Here is a 23,854-nt window from a genome sequence, read left to right as displayed (position 1 = left end):
AGAATATTATTTATATTTATAAAATGGAAGCAGCGCAAATCAAAACACCACTAGGTATCGCGATAATTACTGGTGATGAAAGCGGAATTTCTTCTATATCCGTTTCTGACCAGGATACTATTTCGGCTATCATTCCGTCCGTTTTGCAAGAAGCGGTTGAACAACTCAACGAATATTTCGAAGGGAAAAGAAATGATTTTAGTTTCAAGATGAATCCAAAAGGGACTGAATTCCAACAGAAGGTATGGAAATCATTATTAGAGATCCCCTATGGAAAAACTAGGACATATTTAGAACAGTCCAAAATTTTAGGAGACGTCAAAGCAATTCGGGCTGTGGCTTCCGCCAATGGGAAAAACCCGCTGTGGATTGTTGTGCCTTGCCACAGAGTGATTGGTTCAGATGGTTCGCTGACCGGTTATGCAGGAGGTTTGTGGCGTAAGAAATGGCTTTTGGAACACGAAAACCCAACAATGCAGCAAAGTTTGTTTTAGAGAATTAAATGTAAATTGCTTGATTTTCTTTATATTCGAACATCGTTAATATCAATTGATGTTTTCGATAGAAAACGAAATCTATACTAATCTATGTAAATCGGTGTGCCCATCAATATGATAGAAAAAATTAACCTTAATAACATTCTCTTTCTAGATATAGAAACAGTGCCAGAAGCCGAGAATTATAATGCTTTGGATTCCGAGATGAAAGACCTTTGGGAACATAAAACCCAATACCAGCGAAAAGATGAATATACTCCAGAAGATTTTTATGATCGAGCGGGAATCTGGGCTGAATTTGGAAAAATAGTATGTATTTCTGTGGGTTATTTTACCATCAAAGGGGATATTCGCAACTTTCGGGTGACTTCCTTCTTTGGAGATGAAAGAAAGATTTTAAATGACTTTAATAATCTATTGAATAATCATTTTAATCAGCCGCAGCATATTTTATGCGGTCACAATGCTAAAGAATTTGATATTCCGTTCCTGGCAAGAAGAATGATTATCAACCAGATTGTACTTCCTGATAAACTGAATTTATTTGGTAAGAAACCATGGGAAATTCCGCATCTTGATACGCTGGAGTTATGGAAGTTTGGCGATTATAAGCATTACACTTCACTAAAATTAATGTGCAAAGTGCTGGGGATACCATCTCCCAAAGGTGATATCGACGGCAGCCAAGTAGGTCATGTTTTTTATGTAGATAAAGACATTGACCGTATTGTAACCTATTGTGAAAAGGACACCATTGCCGTTGCTCAGATTTTTCTCAGGCTTAGAAGGGAGGATTTATTGATTGATGATGAGATTATTCATGTTTAACACCCGGTGTTGATTATTTAAATAAATGGAAAGTAAGCGGTTATACTAATTGCTGTGATTATCATTGAATCACAGGAGAGTTTTAAAAAAAAAATGTGTTTCAAGCGGTTAAATTTTTACTTTTACACTTATGAATAAGCCTTTACTTTTCGTTCAGAATCTCGAAATCTCCTTTAAAAAAGAAGGGATTTATACCGCTGTTATCAAAAACATAAGTTATGATTTGCAACAGAATGAAATTCTCGGAATTGTAGGGGAATCCGGTTCTGGTAAGTCAGTCTCTTCTTTAGCGATTATGGGTTTATTGCCTGCTACTATTTCAAGAATTTCAGCAGGAGAGATCATTTTTGACACTAAAAATGTAGGGCATCTAAGCGAAAGAGAATTGCAGCAACTCAGAGGAAACGAAATTGCCATGATTTTCCAAGAGCCGATGAGTTCGCTCAATCCATCACTGAAATGTGGTTTTCAGGTACAAGAAATTCTATTACAGCACACCGGATTATCCACAGCAGAGACTAAAACCGAGACACTTTCGTTATTCGAGAAAGTAAAATTACCTAATCCGGAAATATTATTCGATAAATACCCACATGAGATTTCAGGAGGACAAAAACAACGTGTGATGATTGCTATGGCGATTGCCTGTAAACCAAAGTTGTTGATTGCAGATGAACCTACAACCGCCTTAGACGTCACCGTTCAAAAGGAGATTATTCAGTTGTTAAAAGACATTCAACACGAAACTGGAATGAGTATTATTTTTATTTCCCATGATTTGTCTCTCGTTTCTGACATTGCTCATCGGGTATTGGTGATGTATCAAGGAGAAATTGTAGAGCAAGGAGAAGTAAAGCAGATATTCAAAAATCCGCAACATAATTATACGAAAGCCTTAATTGCTTCGCGTCCTTCTTTAGATTTTCGATTGAAGAGATTACCTACCATTCAGGATTTCTTAGATGATACAATCAACGCTGAAGTGGTAACCCCGGAAGACAGAAGTCGTTTTCACAATAAATTGTACAGTCAGACACCTATTTTGGAAGTTGTGAACTTGGAGAAAGAATATTTTTCTACAGCGGGTTTCTTTGGAAAAAAAACAGGTTTTAAAGCGGTGAATAACGTAAGTTTTAAATTGTATGAGGGTGAAACATTAGGTTTAGTAGGGGAGAGTGGTTGTGGAAAATCGACACTGGGGAATGCCATCTTACAATTAGATAAAGCGACTTCAGGACAGATATTATATAGAGGTCAGGATATTACTAAACTAGGAAACACAGAAATCAAAAAGTTACGAAAGGAGATTCAAATTATTTTCCAAGATCCTTACTCTTCGTTGAACCCTAGGATTCCTGTGGGTAAAGCCATTATGGAACCCATGAAAGTTCATGGATTGTATAAAGATGACAAAGAGAGAAAAGCCAAAGCGATTGAAATTCTGGAGAGAGTAGGTTTAGGAGCGGAGTATTTTAATCGGTATCCACATGAGTTTTCCGGAGGGCAAAGACAACGCATTGGAATAGCGAGAACCATCGCGTTACAGCCCAAGTTAATCGTTTGTGACGAATCGGTTTCGGCATTGGACATATCGGTTCAGGCGCAGGTTTTAAATCTTTTAAATGAGTTAAAAGAGAATTTTGGGTTTACCTATATTTTTATTTCGCATGATTTGGCTGTGGTGAAGTACATGAGCGATCAGGTTTTGGTTATGAATAAAGGTAGAATAGAGGAAATAGCAGATGCTGATGCCTTGTATGCCAATCCTCAAAAAGAATATACAAAGATGCTGATTGAGGCTATACCTAAAGGGAATGATAGTTAGTCCGATTGTCCCAAAATAAGTGTATTTTGATCATAATATAAAAAGGAGTTCTATATTTGCAGTATTGAAACTGCTTTAATAACAATAAAGAGAAAAACACGGTTGTTTTATAAATACTCTATTTGTTGAAGGGAATCATAGTTCAGAAAGTAGTTCTTAATTTATGGCTTTTGTAAAAACCAATGCAATTTTTCAAACAAAATGAATAAAGACGAGAAGATATATTCAATTTTAGTTGTTGAAGACAGTTTAACTGACGTTGCGCGGATTGAAGAGTTGTTAGTGGAGCTGAATTTTGATTTTGAAATTAGATTTGCAAAAAATTTCGAAGAAGCCGCTGAGGTTTTGTCTTCAGACGATAAATTCTTTGATGTTGTTCTATTAGACCATACGTTGCCAGATATTAGTCCTGATAAGTTGGTTGCTGCAATGGTAGATAAAGTGTTATTCTGTCCTATTATCGTTTTGACCTCAAATGAAGATGTTGATTTCAGTATCAGATCAATTTCTCAAGGTATTTCAGATTATTTAGTAAAAGAAGGCTTAACATCTGCGATGTTGTATAAGAGTATGGCATGTTCCATAGAGCGCAAAAAAAAATTTTATTTATATGATGATGCAAAAACACGTTACAGCGATCTATTTCATCTGAGTCCGCTGGCTATGTGGGTGTATGATCTAGGAACATTTCGGTTTTTAGATGTTAATGAAGCCGCTATAAAGAAGTATGGCTATACCAAAAAAGAGTTTTTAAAGATGACCATTAGAGAGATGCGACCAGAGTCAGAGTATCCGCTTTTTGACGAGGGAGTTAATTCTTTTAACCAATATAGAGATAGCGTAGAAAAAAGATACTTCAGACATCAGAAAAAAAACGGAAGCATACTCGACGTAGAAATTCAGAGTAATATTATTTTCTTTAATAATCAAAAAGCAAAACTGGTGATAGCAAATGATATAACAAAGCAAATGCAACACATCACCACTATTGAAGAGCAGAATAAAAGCCTCAAAGATATTGCCTGGACACATTCTCATGTTGTTCGAGCGCCATTGACAAAAATGATGTCTATTATTGGATTTATGAAGGAGTCGGGTAGTATTCCATTAGATTATGAAGAGCTTTTGACTCATTTTTTTAATTCAGGAACGGAACTCGATGCTATTATTAGGGGTATTGTTAAAAAAACAGAAACAATAAATAAAGCAGAAGACAAATGAATTACGATGTAGTTATTGTAGATGACGATGAAATAATTCTGTTTTTACACAGTAAAATAATTCAAGCTGTTGGGCTTACTGATTCGCCAAAAACCTTCAATTCTGCTACTAATTTTTTGGAATTTTTTGATGGTCGGTCTAAAGATAGGAAATCTATTTTATTATTTTTAGATATCAACATGCCGGTAATGGACGGTTGGGGTTTATTGGACATTATTCATCAAGATAATTTTGATTATGAAATTCAGGTAGTGATGGTGACCTCTTCAGTCGATAGTGCAGACAAAGAAAAAGCAGCCTCCTATTCTAAAATCATTGATTTTATCGAAAAACCGTTAAATAAAGAGAAGCTGCAACAATTAAAATTGAGTCATTTATAAAGTGTGACAGACATTCTGCGGAAAGAGTAATTGAAAAAAGTGCTTTATAATTCGATCTCTCGAGGATGTACAATATAATTACCTTTAAAAAAAAACGGTATATTAGCAAAAAAAAAAGCCTCACATCACTGTGAGGCTTTTCTAGTATTGGTAATGAAATTAATTTTTCACGAATTTCTTAGCGACAGTTTTTTGACCGTCATTCACTTCTAAAATGTAAACTCCAGTTCCTAATTTACTGACATTTATTCCGCTTTCAGATAATTTACCCGCGTCAACTTGTTGACCAAGGAAATTAATAAGTCTGTAAGTTCCTTTTCTACTATCTGTCATTCTTACATTTAGGATATTATCTGTAGGGTTTGGATACATTAATAAATCTGAAATTGAATTTTCATTTCCTAAGTCAATTGCAGTTTTGGCAGTTGTAATAGTTGTAATCGCTGGACCACCAATATTAACTGTATAGTCTTCCACTTCTCCATAAGAGAAAGTTTCACATGCGGTTTGTACCGCGTTGTATTTCATTGACACTCTCATACGAGTTGGACCTGCTAAAGCTGAGGTAGGTACCGTAAATGTACTTGTTAGGTTTGTGCTACTTGACGAAGATCCAGTAACCATCTCTTCCGAAGTTTCGAAAGTTCCGTTTTGGTTGTAATCAATCCAAATTTTCCAATATTCAGTATAAGCTGAACCGCTAAAACCAGCACTAAACAAGATCGTGTTTGAACCGTAAGGAAGGTTTGCAACAAGACTCGTGAAATCACCATATCCTGCATTCGCTCCAGTTGTATTTGTAATTCCTCCAATAGAAACGTAGTCAATATACTCATCAGTTACCGTATTCCCTTTAGAAGCACAATAGGATACTGTATTACTTAAGGTGGTTACGTTTGCAACGTTACTACTTGGAGAAATATTTCCAGCAGCATCTTTTGCTTTTACTGAGAAGGTATAAGCAGTACTGGCAGTTAATCCAGATACAGCGTATGAAGTACTTGTTACTGTTGCTTTCAAAGTACTACCTTGATACACATCATATCCAGTTACTGCAACGTTATCCGTAGAAGCGTTCCATGATAAACTTGTAGTGGTTGTAGTCGTTCCAGAAGTTGTTAAGCTTGATGGTGTAGATGGTGCAGTTGTATCTGCTGTACCAGCTGTGATGTTAACTGTATAGTCCTCAACTTCACCATAAGAAAATGCCTCACATTGTGTTGCTACGGCATTGTATTTCATGGAAACTCTCATGCGTGTCGTTCCAGAAGTTGCAGAACTTGGAACTGTAAAAGTACCAGAAACTGGGGTAGTTTTAGAAGCAGCTTTACTCCAAACTAATTCACCTGCATCTGAAAAATCACCATTTTGATTGTAATCAATCCACACAGCATACCCTTCGTTATAACTAGTGCCCGTCCATTTTGGTGTAATGGTAATAGTGTTTGAACTCGCTTTGGTTAGGCTAGTAGTAATACTGGTATAGTCGCTATAACCTGTACCACCTGTGGTTGTGTTGTTTATTGTCCCTAATTGAACTTTGCTTATATATTCATCAGCAACGCTGTTTCCTTTAGACGTACAATATGAGATTGAAGCTGCTGTTGTAGTTGTATTGACAGAATTACTCGCCGTAGATAGATTTCCTGCTGCGTCTTTTGCTTTAACTGTAAAAGTGTAGGCTGTCAATGCTGTCAATCCAGAAACAGTGTAAGTTGTTCCTGTACTAGTTCCTGCTAAAGTCGCACCATTATAAATATTGTATCCTGTTACGGCAACATTATCTGTAGAAGCTGTCCAAGATAAATTTGTTGATGAGCCAGTTGTTCCCGTAGCTGTTAAACCTGTAGGAGTAGAAGGAGCAATGCTGTCTGCAGTTACGTATGCAGCGCCAACACCTACTGCATAAAATGCATTAGTAGTGGCGATTACTTCAGGAGATCCAGCTCCGTATAAATCAGTAGCTGCCTGGATTCCGTAAGTTCTAGCGTTTGCGTAAGTTGAATTTGCTGATAAATACACGCTTTCTAAACGATAAGCAATCTTTGCTGCCTTATCAATTGTTATTCCTGTAACGCTGTATGAACTTCCAATATCATTTGTTCCTGATTTTCCAATACTTAATATATAAAACCAATGGTTTAATACACCACTATTTGTATGTACACCACAATAGTCATTTGTTTGTGTAGGTGTACCACAGTTAATTGTTTTCCAGTTTGTACCGCCGTAAGTATCAGGTTGTCCTTCAGATTTAGGATTGCTCATAGAACGTAAAGCTAAATGTCCAGCTCTTCTTTCTATGTCTTCTCCAATTAACCATGTAGATTTACCCGGTGCTGCGTAATATTCGATACAAGCTCCCCAAATATCAGAAAAGGCCTCATTCATTGCTCCTGATTCTTTTTGATATGCTAAATTTGCTGTTTTCTCACAAACGGCATGACCAATTTCGTGACCTGCTACATCAATTGACGTTAAAACATCAAAATAAGTCCCGCTTCCATCTCCGTAAGTCATAACGCTACCATTCCAGTAAGCATTATCATAGGCGACGTCGAAATGCACATAACTTTTAATAGCAGCACCTGCATTATCGTAGCTGTTTCTTCCGTGAACGGTAGACCAGTAATCATATGTTTTTTCTGCTCCCCAATGGGCATCAAAAGCACCATTATCTTTAGCTGTATTGTCAAATTCAGCAGCAGTCCAATTATTATCAGTATCTGTAAAATTCACAGCTGTACCATAATTTGTTCCTTTTTTCATATTATACGTCTGAACACCGTTTCCACGTGTAGCGTCAGATAATATATAAGAAGAACCGCTTAAAGTAGTTTGGATTGGCTGATTTCCGCTATATCTTGTTGCAGCGTTTGCTGATACAAATAAAGTTTTTGCAGCGTTTGAGTTTTTTGCTCCAACCTCATTTATTGTATGGCTTTTCGCATGACTATATTCACCAAGGTGCTTAATTGTCGCATTGTAGTACAATGCTTCTCCAGTTGTTGCATCAATGTATAAGTCACCGCGACTAACGGGACTTGTTGCATAGATGTCAAATTTATAGGCTAAACGAACTTTTTGATTCGTTGTTTTTTCACCTTGGTCAATCATAGAGGGAAGAAAAACTAATTCCCCCTCAGGTTTATGATAGCCTATTTTTGAGGCATTTTCTGGATTTTCCCATAAGTATTTTGAAGCACCTATTTGATTGACGGCTTTCTTAAAAGCAGTTTCTTTGGAGATACTTGGAGTTATGGATTCATTTTTAATATCATAGTATTCACCACTCATAGATGTTAACTTTCCATTTTTAGAATGTAGAGAGTAGGTAGCATATTCTACTTTAACGCCTTGATGATACAGTTGGAATTTTTCATGATTGAAACCTGATCTGTCAGATTCAGATTTTAAAATAGTAAATTTAGAATTGGCTTTTAATTCTAATTGCTCCGTTAATACTTTTTGAGAGTCTGTCGATTTATAAGTAGATTTCTCGTTAAAAGTAATTATGGAGGGTTCTCCATTTTGATTAAGAACTTTCTGTTTTACATTTTTGGCAGAATCTTGGGCGTTTCCGTCAATAGCAAACAGTGATACGCTAATTGCAAGTGCAATTTTACCTAGTAATTTTCTTTTCATTTCTTGTAGGTTAAATGTTAATAAATTATTAAAATTGTTGTTCCCAAATTTAACATAAAATGTGATAAATGTTGTGAATATTGTAATTTTTTTCTTTTTTGTTTGTTTTTTTCACATCAAATTTTAATTAAGGGCGGTCGTAGTGCGAGATGAAGACGTGTTTTATTTTTTAAATTTTTAAAGTAAAAAAGTGATTTTGCAGTATTTAAGATAATTAATTTTCGAATATTTGAGTAAATCTAAAATATATAAGTGTTATTTTGTCTAAGAAATTCAATTTTTAAATTTTAAGCAAAGCAAACGTTCAAAATATTATGCTGTTGTGACATAGGAAGTATTGTCCTGATAAAAGTGAATTAGAAAAGGAATACTTATTTAATAAATGGTTGGTATAATAGTGAGTTTCGGCTAATTAAATGACCTGATTATGGTTCTAAAATCTTATAGTTACAAGTGAGTTTATCTGGAAATTATTTATAAGAGCATATTGAATTTATCAGAGTAGCTGTTAAATTTAAACCAAGCGTTTTTTATAGAAATATCGAGCTCAATAGTGAAAAAAAAGGAAAAAAGGATGTTTAGAAAAGAGTAAGCCTTGTGTAGAATATAATATTGTTTGTGGACTATTTTTATTTAAGATTCAAAGTTTAAATGTGAGGATTGCTTTAAAGTTTCGTTCGCATGACGGATATTCAATAGCTCGATAGGCGGAAAGCCATTGAAAAAAAAGCTGTTGTTGTTTTAGATTTTTCAGAATAAATTTTTAATATTTAGTGTGAGAGAACAATCTAAAAATTCCTGTTCGGGCTCGTACAAGAGGTTTTGAGTATGAAATAAGTTCTTTCGAGTCTTTTTAAATTGACACATAGCATAGGAAATGGAAAACGCAATTGACCGATTATCTAAATGATTGCTAATCGAACTCACTTTGATAAAAAGCAGCGGCTATAAATTGGTTGGACTGTTTTGAATACCAATAAGTTCTAAGTCAAGGATTATCTTGACTAGTTTGCTAAATTTTTTTTCGACCATACCTTTTAATTTTTTTTGTAAAATGTTTGATTTTTATAACACAGAATCTACTAACCTTGAAGTATGAATCTTTTGAATTAAATTAATTTATTTCAAAATGTTCTTAGAGATGAATAGTAGACGTTATGCAATGGGATACTCAAGTAGTACTTGTCTCGTGAAATTACAAGTTGGTATGTTTAAAAAAAAAAACTGTCCGAAAATTTCTTTTCGGACAGCCTCTTTATAGTATTGGTAATAGAATTAATTTTTAACGAATTTCTTAGCAACTGTTTTTTGACCGTCATTTACTTCTACGATGTAAACTCCAGCTCTTAATTGACTAACGTTTATTCCGGTTTCAGATAATTTACCTGTGGCTACTTGTTGACCAAGGAAATTAATAAGTCTGTATGTTCCTTCTCTACTATCCATCATTTTTACAATTAGGATATTGTTTGCAGGGTTTGGATACAATACTACATCCGAAATTGAACTTTCGTTTCCTAAATTAATAGCAGTTTTCGCAGTTGTAATGCTTGTAATTGCAGTAATTGCTGGTGCACCAATATTAATTGTATAGTCTTCCACTTCTCCGTAGGAGAAAGTCTCACATGCAGTTTGCGCTGCATTGTATTTCATGGATACTCTCATACGCGTTAGACCTGCTAAAGCTGATGTTGGTACTGTGAATGTGCTTGTTAGGTTAGCGCTACTTGAAGAAGATCCAGAAACGACTTCTTCAGAAGTTTCAAAAACACCGTTTTTGTTATAATCAATCCAGATTTTCCAATATTCAGTGTATGCTGAGCCGCTAAAGCCTGCGCTAAACAATATAGTGTTTGAACCATAAGGAGCGTTTCCTGTCAAGGCTGTAAAGTTGCCATATCCTGCATTTGCGCCAGATGTATTTGCAATTCCCCCTATACTAACGTAGTCGATGTATTCTGAAGTTGCATTTGTTCCTTTTGAAACGCAATAGGTTACTGCAGTTCCTGATGTAGTCACATTTACTACATTACTTGAGGCAGATAAATTTCCGGCAGCATCTTTTGCTTTTACAGAGAAAGTATAAGCTGTGGCCGCTGTTAATCCTGAAACAGCATAGGTTGTTCCTGTAACAGTAGCTTTTAATATTGTTCCTTGATACACATTATATCCTGTAACTGCTACATTGTCAGAAGAAGCTGTCCAAGATAAGTTTGTAGTTGTTGAAGTAGTTCCTGAAGCTACTAAACCTGCTGGTGTAGATGGCGCAGTGGTGTCAGTTGAGCCAACATAAGCGGCACCAATTCCGACGGCATAAAATGCATTTGTAGTAGCAATTACTTCAGCAGAACCAGCTCCATATAAGTCTACTGCTGATTGAATACCATATGTTCGAGCATTAGAATAATTAGAACTGGCGGATAGGTAAACACTTTCTAAACGATAGGCTATTTTTTCCGCTTTGGCTATTGTAATCCCTGTTACATTAAATGCACTTCCGATATCATTTGTCCCTGATTTACCAATAGATAAAATATAGAACCAGTGATTTAGCACCCCACTATTGGTATGTACTCCTCCAGAATCTGCTGTTCCTGTGTACCAATAGGTACCTTTGTATGTGTCTGGCTGTCCCTCAACATTAGGATTGCTCATAGAACGTAATGACAAATGTCCTGTTCTTTTTTCTATATCTTCTCCAATTAACCAAGTTGATTTCGTTGGTGCTGCTGAAAACTCAATACAAGCGCCCCAGATATCTGAAAATCCTTCATTCATTGCGCCTGACTCATTTAAGTAAGTTAAGTTGGCTGTGTTGCTACAAACGGCGTGACCAATTTCATGACCAGCAACATCTAATGCTGTCAATATATCAAATCCGCCGGTGCCACTTCCATCTCCATAAGTCATTACAGAACCATTCCAAAACGCATTATTATTATCTGGATATCCAGCTGCAATTAGATTATAATGTATGTAACTTTTTATTTTTGCTCCGGCATTATCATAACTATTTCGACCATGTTTCGTAGACCAATAATCATAGGTTTTTTCGGCTCCCCAATGTGCATCTAAAGCACCGTTGTCTTTATTTGTATTATTATACTCAGCAGCGGTCCAGTTATTATCCGCATCAGTAAAATTAGTTGTAGGATAAGTAGCTGTTCTAGCCGAATTATAGGTTTGAACACCTAAACCACGGGTGGCATCAGATAAAATATAGGTCGAACCACTTAATGTAGTTTGGATCGATTGAGTTCCGCTATAGCGTGTTGCAGCATTAGCAGCGACTACAAAAGCAGTGTTTGCTTGGTCTTTTACTATATCAGTAGACTTTGCATGATTACCGTAGCTATATTCGCCTAGATGTTTGATCGTGGCATTGTAAAGTAATACCTCGCCAGTAACTGCATCAATATATAAATCTCCACGGCTTACGGGTAATGATGCATAAATATCAAATTTATACGCTAAACGTAAGTTGTTGTCTTTTAGTTTTGACGTTGAAGCATCTAATATAGGAAGTAGAACTAACTCTCCAGTAGGTTTCTCGTAGTTCATTGCTTTAGCATCTTCTGCTGAATCCCAAAGATATTCTTTGGCGCCTATTTTTTTTAATGCATGAACAAAAGCTTGTTCTTTTGTTAAAGTGGGTACGGTATTCGCTTTATCTAACGAATAAAAATCACCGGTCATCGATTCTAATTTTCCTGCTTTGGAGTGAAGAGTATAAGTAGAAAATTCTACTTTTATTCCTTGATGGTACAGTTGGAATTTTTCATGTGAAAACCCTAATTTATCTGTTTCGGATTTAGTTTTAGAAAAATTTGAATTAGTGTTTAATCCCAACTGCTCTGTGAATACTTTTTGAGAATCTGAAGTTTTATAAGTTGATTTCTCATTAAAAGTGATTAGGGATGGTTTCCCATTTTGGTCAACAATTTTCTGTTTTACATTTTTGGCAGAATCTTGGGCATTTCCTGCGATAGTAAACATGGATACGCTCATAATAAGCGCAACTTTACCGAGTAATTTTGTTTGCATTTTTTGTAGGTTAAAGGTTAATTAAATTAAAATTTTGATGGTCAAATGTAATACAAAATGATATATGTGTTACAAAATTCATAAATTTTATTAGTATTTATTGTTTTTTCACATTTAAAAGTAAATATTATCAGCATTTACGGGGGATGGTTAAAAATTTCAAATTTCATTTTTGAAAGACAAGATGAAATTTCAGCGGTATTTTAGGTGACTTTTTGTCAAATATTTGATAAAATGGCAAATGCTATTTTCTCTATGGAATCTAATTTTAGATTTTTTGGCAACGAAAGCCTTCAAAATTAGTTGCAGATTCCTCAAAATTAGATTTACAGTATGTATAATATTTTAATTTGAAGGAATCTTACTTTTGGATTATTTGCGAAAGCATAATGTATTCGTCAAAGGAGTTGCTGATTTCAAAGAAAGCATGTTTGTAGAAGTAAGGAATGCTAGTAGTAATAAAAAAAATAAATCGGAACAGAAAATTAATTCGGTTCCGATTTAATAAGTTGTAATCAAGTGTTCCTTTTTTTCGTAAAGAGTAGATTATTGATAGTAAGGATATGGGTTTTAGTCAATAACCATTTCTGGAATTTCACCTTCAATAACTAATGCTGCTTCAGTGGAAGCAATAATATGTTCAACGGTAACTCCTGGTGCACGTTCTAATAATTTAAAGCCTTTAGATGTTACTTCTAATACAGCCAATTCAGTCACTACTTTTTTTACACAACCAACGCCAGTCAATGGTAAACTACATTTTTTTAGAATCTTAGATTGTCCCGCTTTGTTGACGTGCATCATGGCAACGATAATATTTTCGGCAGAAGCTACTAAATCCATTGCTCCTCCCATTCCTTTTACCATTTTCCCTGGAATTTTCCAGTTAGCAATATCTCCGTTTTCAGAAACTTCCATAGCACCCAGAATAGTTAAATCAACATGTTGCCCACGAATCATTCCGAAACTTAGCGCTGAATCAAAAAAGGAGGCTCCCGGTAACGTCGTTATTGTTTGTTTTCCTGCATTGATAATATCTGCATCTTCTTCTCCTTCAAAAGGGAAGGGACCCATGCCTAAAACGCCGTTTTCACTTTGAAATTCAACGTCAATTCCTGTTGGGATATAATTGGCTACCAATGTTGGTATACCAATCCCTAAATTCACGAAATAGCGGTCTTTAAGCTCTTGTGCGATACGTTTTGCAATACCTATTTTGTCTAGTGCCATAATATTTATGTGTCAATTAGAGAATTAGGAAATTAGATAATTGGTTTGCACTATCTAATTAACTGATTTTCTCATTATCTAATTCTTACTGTACGTTGCTCGATTCTCTTTTCGTATTTCTCGCCTTGAAAAATACGTTGTATGAATATTCCAGGGATATGAATTTGATTAGGATCAAGCGTTCCAGCTTCCACTAATTCTTCTACTTCCGCAACAGTTATTTTTGCTGCTCCAGACATGCAAGGATTGAAGTTTCTCGCAGTTCCTTTAAAAATTAGATTCCCTGCTGTATCTCCTTTCCAAGCTTTCACAATAGCAAAATCAGCCTTGAAAGCCAACTCCATGACATGCATTTTTCCGTTGAATTCTCTTACTTCTTTGCCTTCTGCAACTTCTGTTCCGTATCCTGCGGGAGTAAAAAATGCGGGAATACCAGCTTGGGCTGCGCGACAACGTTCTGCAAGAGTACCTTGTGGAATCAATTCCACATCCAGTTCTCCAGAAAGCATTTGGCGTTCAAATTCAGCGTTTTCTCCAACATACGAAGAAATCATTTTCTTGATTTGTCTTTTTTGTAATAATAAGCCAAGACCAAAATCGTCAACGCCAGCATTATTAGAAATACAAGTTAGACCGGTAGTTTCTTTTTTTACCAATTCTGCGATAGAATTTTCGGGGATTCCACAGAGACCGAAACCGCCTAACATGATCGTCATTCCGTTTTCAACTCCTTCAAGAGCAACTTGAACGTTATCTACTTTTTTATTTATCATAGTCTATTTTTTAAGTCCAAACAGCTGTATTTTGAAACACTCTTAATCGTGAAAAGTACCCGCTGCTGGAATCTAAAATTTGGAAATCTACTTAATTCTTGTTTTATTTAGAATTCAAATTCATCTGTATTTTGTAGCGTATTGGTAGTGTCTTTTGCTACTGGTGCAGTATAACAGTCTACTTTTATAGAAAGATTGGCTGGTCTTTCAAATTCACTTTTAGATATTTTTAATTCTGGGTCAGCATAACAAAGTTTCATAAAATAACCCCATACCGGCAATGCAGCGGTTGCTCCTTGTCCGTATGTTATTGTTTTAAATCTTGCCGAACGATCTTCACAACCTACCCAAACACCTGTAACTAAATTGGGAACCATTCCCATGAACCAACCATCTGATTGATTTTGTGTAGTACCTGTTTTCCCTGCAATTGGGTTTGTAAACTGATATGGGTATCCTGTCCATCTATTGTCACCAGATCCTCCGCCTGTGGTTCTCAGTCTTGATCCAGAACCTCCTTCTGTAACTCCCTCGAGTAATTTGATGACTGCAAATGCGATATCTTTATTTAAAACATCGTGCGATTCAGGAATGGGTTCATAGATAATTACGCCACTTTTATCTTCAATTCGGCTTAAGAATTGGGGTTTGGTATACACTCCTTGATTAGCAAAAGTACTGTATGCAGCTACCATATCTTCTACCGTAATATCTACTGCTCCTAGGGCAATTGAGGCTTGAACTGGAATTTCGGATTTTATTCCTAATTTGTGAGTTAACTTAATTACTGCTTCAGGACCTACTTTGTCCATTAATTTTGCAGATATCGTGTTGATTGAATTGGCTAACGCTTTTTTCAAGGTAACCATTCCTCTGTATTTGTTGTCTGAATTTCTTGGACTCCAAGCTTCTGTTGCGTGGTGACGTCCTACTGGCATCGTAAAAGGAGCATCAATAATTGAATCACACGGAGACATATTTAATTGTTCAATAGCTGTAGCATAAACGAAAGGTTTGAATGTCGAACCTACTTGTCTCGCTCCTTGGCCTACGTGATCATATTGAAAATACTTATAGTTAATTCCGCCTACCCAAGCCTTTATGTTACCCGTTTGAGGCTCCATAGCCATAAGTCCTGATTGTAGAAAATGTTTGTAATAACGAATGGAATCAATAGGAGTCATAATTGTATCTTTTTCTCCTTTCCAGGTAAATACGGTCATCTTTGCTTTTACACTAAATGATTTTATGATATCCTCATCACTCATATCTGCTGATTTTAAAACAGCCCATCGGTTTGATGATTTCATTGCTTGGGTTAAAATACGCTGGGTTTCCTTGTCTGAGATACCAACAAAGGGGGCGTTTTTATTGTTTTTTGCCTGAATAAAAAACTCTTGCTGAAGATTTGCCATGTGGGAAGTAACTGCTTCTTCGGCATGCAACTGCATTCTGGAATCAATAGTCGTATAGATTTTCAATCCATCTTTATAGATATCATAATCAGATCCGTCCGGTTTCTTGTTTTCATCAACCCATTTTTTCATGTAATCACGAAGATATTCTCTGAAATAAGTCGCCGTTCCTTCTCTGTGGCTCTCGAGTTTAAAATGAAGAGTAATGGGTAAACTTTGTAATCTTTCTTTTTCTTTTTCTGTAATGATGGCTCCTTTTGCCATTTGCGCAAGCACTACATTTCTGCGGTTTTTTACTCCAACGGGATTTCGTACCGGATTGTACAGTCCTGAGTTTTTGAACATTCCCACTAATATAGCAGACTCCTCAATAGTTAAATCTTTTGGAGATTTAGAAAAATAAGTTTGAGCCGCTGAACTTACTCCTACAGCATAATTACCAAAATCATAGACATTGCAATACATTGCCAATATCTCGTTTTTGGTATATTGTCTTTCTAATCGAATTGCAATAATCCATTCTTTAGCTTTTTGTACAATTCTAAATGGCAAAAACTTTGATCCTTCGCCATGAAACAATTGTTTGGCTAGTTGTTGTGTCAGCGTACTCGCTCCTCCGCTAGTACCAAGACTTGCAATCGCTCTTAGCGTACCTCTACCGTCAATACCTGAATGTTCATAAAAACGCTCGTCTTCGGTTGCTACCAAAGCTTGAACTAGGTTTTTAGGCAAATCTGAATATTTTAACTGAGAACGGTTTTGTTGGTAATATTTTCCAATCACTACACCATCAGCCGAAATGACTTCCGTAGCTAAATTAGAGTCTGGGTTTTCCAAGTCTACAAAGGAAGGCATGGAACCAAAAAGTCCCCAAGAGGCAAATAAGAAAAATAGTGCGATACCGCCCATTCCGTAAAGGAAAAATTTCCAAAATATTTTAGTATAATGCTTAAAATCTTTATCAGCAGTATTGCCCTTATTGTTGTTTTTTATAGCAGCCATAAATTATCCTAGTCTTTTTTTTCTATTCGTAATCCCACTTCTGTAATTCCTTCTAAAAGCGTCACTCCGGGAACTTTACCGGTCTCCCTGACAGCCTGTTTTATATGGACTTTGTATTTTCCTTTAAATTGTACATTCTCTTTAAAGTATAACTTACTTTCTTTAATGTCTGTAAATCCGTTACCTAGCAATGTTCCGTCTGGATTTGCCATTTGGTATTCTAAGGTGTCCACTTTTGTATAACCGTTTGTTTTTTCAACAGATACAATCAAAAAGAGATTGTTGTATTGATAATTGTTATTGTCTCTTAAATTGATGAATAAATCAAATCGTTTTGTAGAATCTAATTCTGGCAAATCGAATGTTATAATGCTGTCTTTATGCCAGGCACTTCCCACAGATTGATATTCGTCAAAAACTCTTTTTTTATCGCATGAAAAAAAGAGTATCGCAATCAAAACGAAAAAAATGCTATTTCTTAGCCTCATTTTTAGTAATAATTATTGGTTTTCTTGTTATAGCTGGTTTCTTCTCGTTTGAAGGTGAAGGACCATTGTTTGCTGGCTTTTTATTGTTTGGCACAATCTTATTATCTCCTGCTGGTTTGTTATCTCCCGCTGGCTTCGGTTTTTTGTTTGGTTTTTTTCTCTTTTTAGGTTGGTCAAATCGAGTTAAACTTTCTTGCCCCATTGCGTTATTAAAATCTTTCTCTGTTTCCTGAATGATTTCAATTGCATAATCTTCAAGTGAGGACACTTTATTTTTTAATTTATTTTCGGCGATGATTTCCTGTACTTTTTCAATTTTAAGTACATGCCAGTTGGCAAAATTATTCGTGTAGGCAAACCACATTAATCCTTTGAAAATATCTTGTTTTTGACAAATGGCGTCTCCTTTTTCAGTAACTAATTTTGTTTCAAAATCAGGAAAACCTTTCAAGGCATCCATGTAAGTGTCTAATTCATAGTTTAGACAACATTTTAGTTTACCGCATTGTCCTGCTAATTTTTGTGGGTTCAATGATAACTGTTGGTAACGAGCTGCCGAAGTATTTACACTTCTAAAGTCAGTTAACCAAGTCGAACAACACAATTCTCTTCCACAAGAACCTATTCCTCCTAAACGAGCTGCTTCCTGACGGAAACCGACTTGTTTCATCTCCACTCTGGTGCTGAATTCTTTGGCGAAATCTTTAATTAAAAGTCTAAAATCGACTCTGTCATTTGCCGTATAGTAAAACGTAGCTTTAGATCCATCTCCTTGAAATTCAATATCAGAAATTTTCATTTCTAGTTTTTGAGAAATAGCTAATTCACGTGCCCGAACTTTCATTGGTTCTTCTCTTTCACGTGCAACAGACCAGATATCAATGTCTTTCTGTGACGCTTTTCTATAGATTTTTGGAATCTCGTTGCTGTTAGGATTAGCTCCTTTTTTCTTCATTTGAATTCTTACTAACTCTCCGGTCAAAGTAACAATTCCAATATCATGCCCAGGAGAAGCTACCGTTGCAACGATGTCTCCCATACTTAAAGTCAATTTTTCAGTATTGCGATAAAATTCTTTTCTCCCATTTTTAAAACGGACTTCAACACAGTCAAAAGGTGCTTGTCCATTAGGCAAAGTCATATTTGAAAGCCAATCGAAAACAGTCAATTTATTGCAGCTATCGGTGCCGCAAGTCCCATTATTTTTACAACCCTTTGGTGATCCACCATCAGAAGTTGAACAACTTGTACATGCCATAATTTTATATATAGTGTTGTGACGAGCACAACTTAAGTTCTTAAAAAGATTAATGTGTAAAGATAGCATTTTTTAAACTTAAGTTGCAAAAGTTAACTTTTCTCAAAATAATAAAGTTTTTATAAAAAAAAGCCTATTTCAAGTGAATGAAATAGGCTTTTTAGGGACTTAAGGTTATAAATATTAGTTTAAAACCTTATATAATTTATCAGATAATCGAATTCTAAACGGCAATTGAAACGTGCAAATGTCTCCCGCAACTGCTTTGTCAGCTTTTATATCATTCACTTGCATTTCAGTAATAACTAATTGTTGTTCTCCAGTCGTCATTCCTTTAATCAAAATAGTATCACCCACTTTGATTTCATTTTCTTCGATAGAAAACTGTCCAATACTTGGTTTTGGATAAAAATGTGTTCCGTTACCAATGTATAGTTTCTTTATTTTTGGTTGCTTTTTGGCCAACGCTTTCGATTTTGTTAAATCAGCAAGATTGGGAACTGCCGCCAAAGGATCAAGATTTGCTTCTCTATTTTTAAAAGTCAACACATCTGATTTTCCTTTTTTGAAAATCTTATTTCCGTTTTTTACTCCACGACGAATCGCTTTTTGCTCTTCTTCTGGCAAATGAATCACATCTACGCAGTCTTGTGAACAACAACCTTGCATGGCTTGTGCACATTCTTCACATTGGATAAAAAGTAAATGACAACCTTCGTTGATGCAATTGGTGTGTACATCACATGGCTTTCCGCATTGGTGACATTGTGAAACGATATCGTCTGTAATTCTTTCGCCTAAGCGGTGGTCAAATACAAAGTTTTTCCCAATGAATTTACTTTCGAGATTCTCTTCTTTTATTTGCTTGGCGTAATTTATAATTCCACCTTCTAACTGATATACATTTTTAAAACCTTGGTGTTTAAAATAAGCCGAAGCTTTCTCGCAACGAATTCCTCCGGTGCAATACATAACCAGGTTTTTGTCTTCTTTAAAATCTTGTAATTGCTCGTTGATAATAGGCAATGATTCACGGAAAGTATCTACATCAGGTGTAATAGCACCTTTAAAATAACCAATTTCACTTTCGTAATGATTCCTAAAATCAACCACAATAGTATTTGGATCGTCTAAAATAGTATTGAATTCTTTGGCTTTCAAATGCACTCCTATGTTTGTCACATCAAAAGTTTCGTCATTCAAACCATCAGCAACAATCTTGTCACGTACTTTTACCGTTAATTTCAAGAAAGAGTGATCGTCATGTTCCACCGCAATATTCAGTCGCATACCTTGCATAAAATCATAGGCTTCAATAGTATCTTTAAAAGCGTAGAAATTATCTGCAGGAAGCGATAACTGGGCATTTATTCCTTCTTTGGCCACATAAATACGACCAAGAACCACTAGTGGATCCCAAGCGCGGAATAAATCGTTACGAAATTGTGTTGGATCTTGAATTTGCGCATAAGCATAGAAAGACAAAGTAAGTCTTTGTTTTCCGGCATCATCAATCATGATGGCTCTTTCTTCTGCGCTTAAAGTGTTATACAGTTGCATGCTATAAACGGTTTAAGGGTGAAAAATTATTTTTGCAAAAGTAAGGAAAAGTGACAGAGTGACAAAGTTTCTGAGGGTCTAAGTTTTTAGGAGCTATTCCAGCTGTCCACTGTATCTTTCATGCCAAACCCTGGCATAAAAGGATGCCGTTTCCATCTGGGCTAGGGCAGGTTTGGGGCAACCAAAATTTTGATTTCATTATAAGATGTTCCTAAAACACAAAAAGCCCAGAATATACTTCTGAGCTATTTTTTGTTTTCCAATCAAGTTACTTAGTTGCGGTTATTCACCACATTTTCAGTAAGTATTTGGGAAACTTCTTTTAGTTTTCCTTGTTCGAATAATTGAGGCAAATCTTTTAAAGCGGTTTTAACAGGTGCTTCATAATTGATATAATCCTGAAAAGTAACGCCATCAACTACTCTTGTATTAAAAGCCGATCTAAATCGAACACCGCCGTCATTAACTAGATAGCTGTAGGCCAAATAATCAATTTTATGTGTGTCTTTATTTATCCAATAATGAAATTCATCATCAAAATCTTTTCCGCCACCATCTTGACCAAAAGTTACCTCGATTACCTCGTACTTTTTGTCTTTAATAGTTGTTTCTTCTACATACTTTTTATTTACAGAAGCGTCTTGCAATTTGTACGGCAGCGTAGCGAAATAAATAACTGAATTCAAAGCTTCTGAATATTTTCCAGCATCTGCTGCGCTTGAAGATTGTAATTCACTGTTGATAGTTCTTTCAAATTTATCAGCAGTCATGACATCTTTAATCAACGAATCTCCTTTTTGAACTTCAGAGTAATAGGTATAAGCAGCTCCATCGTTCTTAAAACGATATTTTTTGCCTCTAAATTCAAAAGAATAATCGGCATCATTATACAATTTTCCGCCGTGGGCTTCGATGGCGCGATTGACTATAGAATCTGCTTTTGTGAGTGGCTTTTCAATTGCAATGGTGTCGTTTTTATCTGTTACTTCAGTGTTGTTTTTTTTATTATTACAAGACAATAAAAGCGCTGCAGTAACACAAAGTAGTAGTAGATTTTTTTTCATTTTTTAAAATTATTACATTTTATAGCGAACATAGAAAATAGTTGCGGTTTTATATAAATTTTAACTTAACCATTTTTCCTTTCTGCTTTTGAGATGCTTGTTTAGCTGTGGTTATATTGAATTTGTTTTTGAGTTATTTATAATATCTCAGAATCGAATGGCTATCTAACGCTAGAGATGTTTTCTCGTATTTGAGATTAACAAAAAAGAGGATTTTAAGTCCCGATAGTTTCGGGACTTAAAATCCTATTAGTCAATAAATTAAAATTAAACAAGCCAGAAGAAGGTGTAGTTCTTTTTAACTATCGCATTAAATTAATTACCTCTATAGGTTGAATATCCAAAAGCAGAAAGTGTAATGGGAACGTGATAATGGTTCTGATCTTTTATTTGGAAAACGACTTCGATGAATGGATAGAAACTCTCTGTGTTATTCTTTTTAAAGTAATCACTTGTAAAGTAAGTAAGCCTATAAATTCCTAAATTAGATTTTTCAGAATTTAAAAAATCATTAATTCTTCCGTTTGCGTCAGTAATTTTTTCATCAACAAAAGACCATGTTTTCGCTTCTTCATTGTACTTTTCTAATTTTATAGAAACGCCACTAACAGGCATCCCTTGTGACACATCTAGAATATGACTAGAAAGCTGATAAGTGTTTTTTTGTGCAAATAACAGTGTTGCAAACAATGCTAAGGTGAGTGTTAAGAGTAACTTTTTCATTTTTTTTGAGTTTTAAATTATTTTGTAGTTGTAATGCCTATTTCCTTAATTTCTGCAGACTTAGCTATCAGATCATCATTTTCAGCGCTTCCTCCACCAGCTACGCCAATGCTTCCAATAATATTTCCTTTATACCAAATTGGTGTGCCGCCGCTTAACAGTAATAATTCGGGAAGCGTGTTTAGATTTTTTGAGTCGGGATTTATTTCGGTGTTTCTTAATAGTTGCAATGTGGCTGTTTTTGTTGATAATGCCGTATAGGCTTTTCTTCGCGCAGCTTCTGTGTTGTGAGGACCCACATTATCAGCACATAGAATTAAAATAGTACTTCCAGAAGCATCAAGTATCGCCATCGAAACTTTTGTATTTAGTTTCGCTGCTGATTGCGTTACACGTTTAGATAGTTCAAACGCCGCCACTAAAGTCAAATTATCAACCGATTTGACATAGCTACTAGTGGAAAATATCGTTTTTGAAGGCTCAATTTTATTTTGTCCAATGGATAGCATTGGAATCAGTGTTAGAAATAAGAATATAGTTTTCATTTGCAATTTATTTCTGCAAAGTTACTGGCTATAAAACGCAAAAAAGTTGCCCTAAGTCAACGTTTTTAGAGTTTGGATTTTATTCTGCTTAAGGTAGAAGGCGACATTCCTAAATAAGAAGCTACCATCTTATTAGATACTTTTAGAAGTAATTGCGGTTGGTATTTAATAATCCATTTAACTTTATCCAAGGCGTCAAAACCTTGAAATCCATAAATTCTCTTTTGAGCCATTATAAAACCAAGTTCTAATATTTCTGTATAAATTTTAGCAAAAAGAGGTTCGGTGTCTACTAAATAATAAAAGTCTTTTCTAGATATACATAGTAATTCTGATTTCTCAATAGTTTGCAAGTATTCTTCGGCAGTTTGCTGATCAATAAAGCTGGGTAAAGCAGTGGCAAAATTCCCTTCGAAAGCAAAATATCGAGAATTTTCTACGCCTTCTTTAGAAGTGGTAAACAAACGGATACAGCCTTTATTTATAAAATAATAATGATTCGATACTTGATCGTAATTCAAAAGTAGTTCGTTTCGCTTTGTTTTTATCAACTTAAAAAACGAGCAAATTTTAGTGATTGTTTCTTGGTCAATATTAGTTTTACCTTTTAAAAATTTTTCAAGAGTCTGATACATAATTCCTTTTAGACTGCTTTTTATTTAGTAAAAATATCGCATTTTACAATGAAAAACGAATCTAGTCACCGTTTTATAATACTTTTAGCTTAACCATTATTCCCTTCTGAAGTTGTCAATGCCCTAGTAAAGTCAAGAGCTTTACTTTTTCTTTTCTTCGTCAACAATTAGTTTCAGCGAATTGATATAATCGGTATCAAATTCGATCACTCTTATTTTGTTTGGCTTAAAACTCATTTCACCTTCAAATTCGCCTTCAGATCCCAAAAAGTCTATTACGACTTCTTCCTCGTCCATTTCTATCAGTTTGCCTAGATAAACGGCTTTATCCGACTTTGTTGCAATTTGGAAAATTTCATATTTACTTGCCAAGAAATAGATAATTGCAGCTATATCTGTAAGTGGAATTATTTCGGCAGCACTTGTTTTTAATCCTTTAAGTTTAATTACTCTTTCGGTAAATTCATGATCCTTGTCTTGGATAATTGCCTTTACATTTTTGTTTCTCAATATCGTATAACCATCAATTATAAAATCGACAGGATTATTTTTAATTAAGATCCAATCTTCAGTCCAATCAATAAGAAAACCACTAAAAATTTCTTTTTTGTCGTCAAATTCTATTGTAATTAATTGTCGTAAGTATTTGTCCATGCTGTTTTTTTTAATTTTCGAAAGCAGTGTAGTTACTATCAATCCATATTTGAATCGTCACGATAAA

18 protein-coding genes are annotated in these 23,854 nt (G+C 35.1%); 5 read left to right on the top strand and 13 right to left on the bottom strand.

What is annotated here, in order from left to right; genetic code table 11:
• The first annotated feature begins 23 nt into the window (after positions 1-23).
• The 5 genes from AC4PRO_RS06305 (at position 24) to AC4PRO_RS06285 (ending at position 4,751) form a co-directional block, all read left to right on the top strand.
• Entirely contained in the window at positions 24-494 is a 471-nt protein-coding gene (locus AC4PRO_RS06305) for a methylated-DNA--[protein]-cysteine S-methyltransferase (RefSeq protein ID WP_074720175.1), read from the top strand.
• 117 nt (positions 495-611) lie between these two features.
• A complete protein-coding gene (locus tag AC4PRO_RS06300; protein WP_492116759.1) occupies positions 612-1,325 on the top strand; it encodes a 3'-5' exonuclease in 714 nt (237 codons plus the stop codon).
• Between the two features lie 130 nt (positions 1,326-1,455).
• Entirely contained in the window at positions 1,456-3,150 is a 1,695-nt protein-coding gene (locus AC4PRO_RS06295) for an ABC transporter ATP-binding protein (RefSeq protein WP_492116733.1), read from the top strand.
• Positions 3,151-3,351: 201 nt separating this feature from the next.
• The gene (locus tag AC4PRO_RS06290; protein ID WP_492116732.1) at positions 3,352-4,371 is read left to right on the top strand and encodes a PAS domain S-box protein; all 1,020 of its coding nucleotides are present in this window, start codon (positions 3,352-3,354) and stop codon (positions 4,369-4,371) included.
• Entirely contained in the window at positions 4,368-4,751 is a 384-nt protein-coding gene (locus tag AC4PRO_RS06285; RefSeq protein ID WP_492116731.1) for a response regulator, read from the top strand. The genes AC4PRO_RS06290 and AC4PRO_RS06285 overlap by 4 nt, the downstream gene beginning before the upstream one ends.
• A gap of 159 nt (positions 4,752-4,910) precedes the next feature.
• On the opposite strand, the gene AC4PRO_RS06280 is transcribed toward AC4PRO_RS06285, so the two are convergent.
• The 13 genes from AC4PRO_RS06280 to AC4PRO_RS06220 all read right to left on the bottom strand — a co-directional run bounded on the left by AC4PRO_RS06280 (position 4,911) and on the right by AC4PRO_RS06220 (position 23,787).
• Positions 4,911-8,396, bottom strand: a complete 3,486-nt coding sequence (locus AC4PRO_RS06280) for a M4 family metallopeptidase (protein WP_492116730.1) — start codon at positions 8,394-8,396, stop codon at positions 4,911-4,913.
• A gap of 1,275 nt (positions 8,397-9,671) precedes the next feature.
• Entirely contained in the window at positions 9,672-12,440 is a 2,769-nt protein-coding gene (locus AC4PRO_RS06275; protein ID WP_492116729.1) for a M4 family metallopeptidase, read from the bottom strand.
• A 570-nt stretch (positions 12,441-13,010) separates the two neighbouring features.
• Positions 13,011-13,670 carry a CoA transferase subunit B gene (locus AC4PRO_RS06270; protein ID WP_492116728.1) on the bottom strand — a complete coding sequence of 220 codons (660 nt, stop codon included), beginning with the start codon at positions 13,668-13,670 and terminating at the stop codon, positions 13,011-13,013.
• Between the two features lie 74 nt (positions 13,671-13,744).
• Positions 13,745-14,443, bottom strand: a complete 699-nt coding sequence (locus tag AC4PRO_RS06265) for a CoA transferase subunit A (RefSeq protein WP_492116727.1) — start codon at positions 14,441-14,443, stop codon at positions 13,745-13,747.
• 107 nt (positions 14,444-14,550) lie between these two features.
• Positions 14,551-16,860 (bottom strand): penicillin-binding protein 1A, encoded by a 2,310-nt coding sequence (locus AC4PRO_RS06260; protein WP_492116726.1) that lies wholly within the window; start codon positions 16,858-16,860, stop codon positions 14,551-14,553.
• A gap of 8 nt (positions 16,861-16,868) precedes the next feature.
• Complete coding sequence (locus tag AC4PRO_RS06255; RefSeq protein WP_492116725.1) at positions 16,869-17,348, bottom strand: gliding motility lipoprotein GldH; 480 nt, start codon at positions 17,346-17,348, stop codon at positions 16,869-16,871.
• Positions 17,332-18,606, bottom strand: coding sequence for a PSP1 domain-containing protein (locus AC4PRO_RS06250; protein WP_492116724.1), 1,275 nt, complete (start codon positions 18,604-18,606; stop codon positions 17,332-17,334). Before AC4PRO_RS06250 ends, AC4PRO_RS06255 begins: the two co-directional genes overlap by 17 nt.
• A 183-nt stretch (positions 18,607-18,789) precedes the next feature.
• Positions 18,790-20,166: an oxygen-dependent tRNA uridine(34) hydroxylase TrhO gene (trhO, locus tag AC4PRO_RS06245; protein ID WP_492116723.1), complete on the bottom strand. Its 1,377-nt coding sequence runs from the start codon at positions 20,164-20,166 to the stop codon at positions 18,790-18,792.
• 272 nt (positions 20,167-20,438) lie between these two features.
• Entirely contained in the window at positions 20,439-21,230 is a 792-nt protein-coding gene (locus AC4PRO_RS06240; protein WP_492116722.1) for a DUF6503 family protein, read from the bottom strand.
• A 315-nt stretch (positions 21,231-21,545) separates the two neighbouring features.
• Entirely contained in the window at positions 21,546-21,953 is a 408-nt protein-coding gene (gene uraH / locus AC4PRO_RS06235; RefSeq protein WP_492116721.1) for a hydroxyisourate hydrolase, read from the bottom strand.
• A 17-nt stretch (positions 21,954-21,970) separates the two neighbouring features.
• On the bottom strand, positions 21,971-22,498 hold the full coding sequence (locus AC4PRO_RS06230) for a GlcG/HbpS family heme-binding protein (protein WP_492116720.1): 528 nt from the start codon (positions 22,496-22,498) through the stop codon (positions 21,971-21,973).
• Positions 22,499-22,563: 65 nt separating this feature from the next.
• Complete coding sequence (locus tag AC4PRO_RS06225; protein ID WP_492116719.1) at positions 22,564-23,133, bottom strand: Crp/Fnr family transcriptional regulator; 570 nt, start codon at positions 23,131-23,133, stop codon at positions 22,564-22,566.
• 141 nt (positions 23,134-23,274) lie between these two features.
• Entirely contained in the window at positions 23,275-23,787 is a 513-nt protein-coding gene (locus AC4PRO_RS06220) for a hypothetical protein (protein ID WP_371539763.1), read from the bottom strand.
• Between the last annotated feature and the right edge of the window lie 67 nt (positions 23,788-23,854).

This window comes from Flavobacterium sp. DW-iso2, from assembly GCF_058725285.1.
This window is presented reverse-complemented; position numbering and strand designations above follow the sequence as displayed.

Coding starts and splice junctions, on each gene's coding strand:
- AC4PRO_RS06285 (WP_492116731.1), top strand. CDS start 4,368: ATGAATTACGATGTAGTTATTGTAGATGACGATGAAATAATTCTGTTT.
- AC4PRO_RS06240 (WP_492116722.1), bottom strand. CDS start 21,230: ATGAAAAAAAATCTACTACTACTTTGTGTTACTGCAGCGCTTTTATTG.
- AC4PRO_RS06300 (WP_492116759.1), top strand. CDS start 612: ATGATAGAAAAAATTAACCTTAATAACATTCTCTTTCTAGATATAGAA.
- AC4PRO_RS06270 (WP_492116728.1), bottom strand. CDS start 13,670: ATGGCACTAGACAAAATAGGTATTGCAAAACGTATCGCACAAGAGCTT.
- AC4PRO_RS06230 (WP_492116720.1), bottom strand. CDS start 22,498: ATGAAAACTATATTCTTATTTCTAACACTGATTCCAATGCTATCCATT.
- AC4PRO_RS06295 (WP_492116733.1), top strand. CDS start 1,456: ATGAATAAGCCTTTACTTTTCGTTCAGAATCTCGAAATCTCCTTTAAA.
- AC4PRO_RS06250 (WP_492116724.1), bottom strand. CDS start 18,606: ATGGCATGTACAAGTTGTTCAACTTCTGATGGTGGATCACCAAAGGGT.
- uraH (WP_492116721.1), bottom strand. CDS start 21,953: ATGAAAAAGTTACTCTTAACACTCACCTTAGCATTGTTTGCAACACTG.
- AC4PRO_RS06305 (WP_074720175.1), top strand. CDS start 24: ATGGAAGCAGCGCAAATCAAAACACCACTAGGTATCGCGATAATTACT.
- AC4PRO_RS06280 (WP_492116730.1), bottom strand. CDS start 8,396: ATGAAAAGAAAATTACTAGGTAAAATTGCACTTGCAATTAGCGTATCA.
- AC4PRO_RS06275 (WP_492116729.1), bottom strand. CDS start 12,440: ATGCAAACAAAATTACTCGGTAAAGTTGCGCTTATTATGAGCGTATCC.
- AC4PRO_RS06225 (WP_492116719.1), bottom strand. CDS start 23,133: ATGTATCAGACTCTTGAAAAATTTTTAAAAGGTAAAACTAATATTGAC.
- AC4PRO_RS06290 (WP_492116732.1), top strand. CDS start 3,352: ATGAATAAAGACGAGAAGATATATTCAATTTTAGTTGTTGAAGACAGT.
- trhO (WP_492116723.1), bottom strand. CDS start 20,166: ATGCAACTGTATAACACTTTAAGCGCAGAAGAAAGAGCCATCATGATT.
- AC4PRO_RS06265 (WP_492116727.1), bottom strand. CDS start 14,443: ATGATAAATAAAAAAGTAGATAACGTTCAAGTTGCTCTTGAAGGAGTT.
- AC4PRO_RS06220 (WP_371539763.1), bottom strand. CDS start 23,787: ATGGACAAATACTTACGACAATTAATTACAATAGAATTTGACGACAAA.
- AC4PRO_RS06255 (WP_492116725.1), bottom strand. CDS start 17,348: ATGAGGCTAAGAAATAGCATTTTTTTCGTTTTGATTGCGATACTCTTT.
- AC4PRO_RS06260 (WP_492116726.1), bottom strand. CDS start 16,860: ATGGCTGCTATAAAAAACAACAATAAGGGCAATACTGCTGATAAAGAT.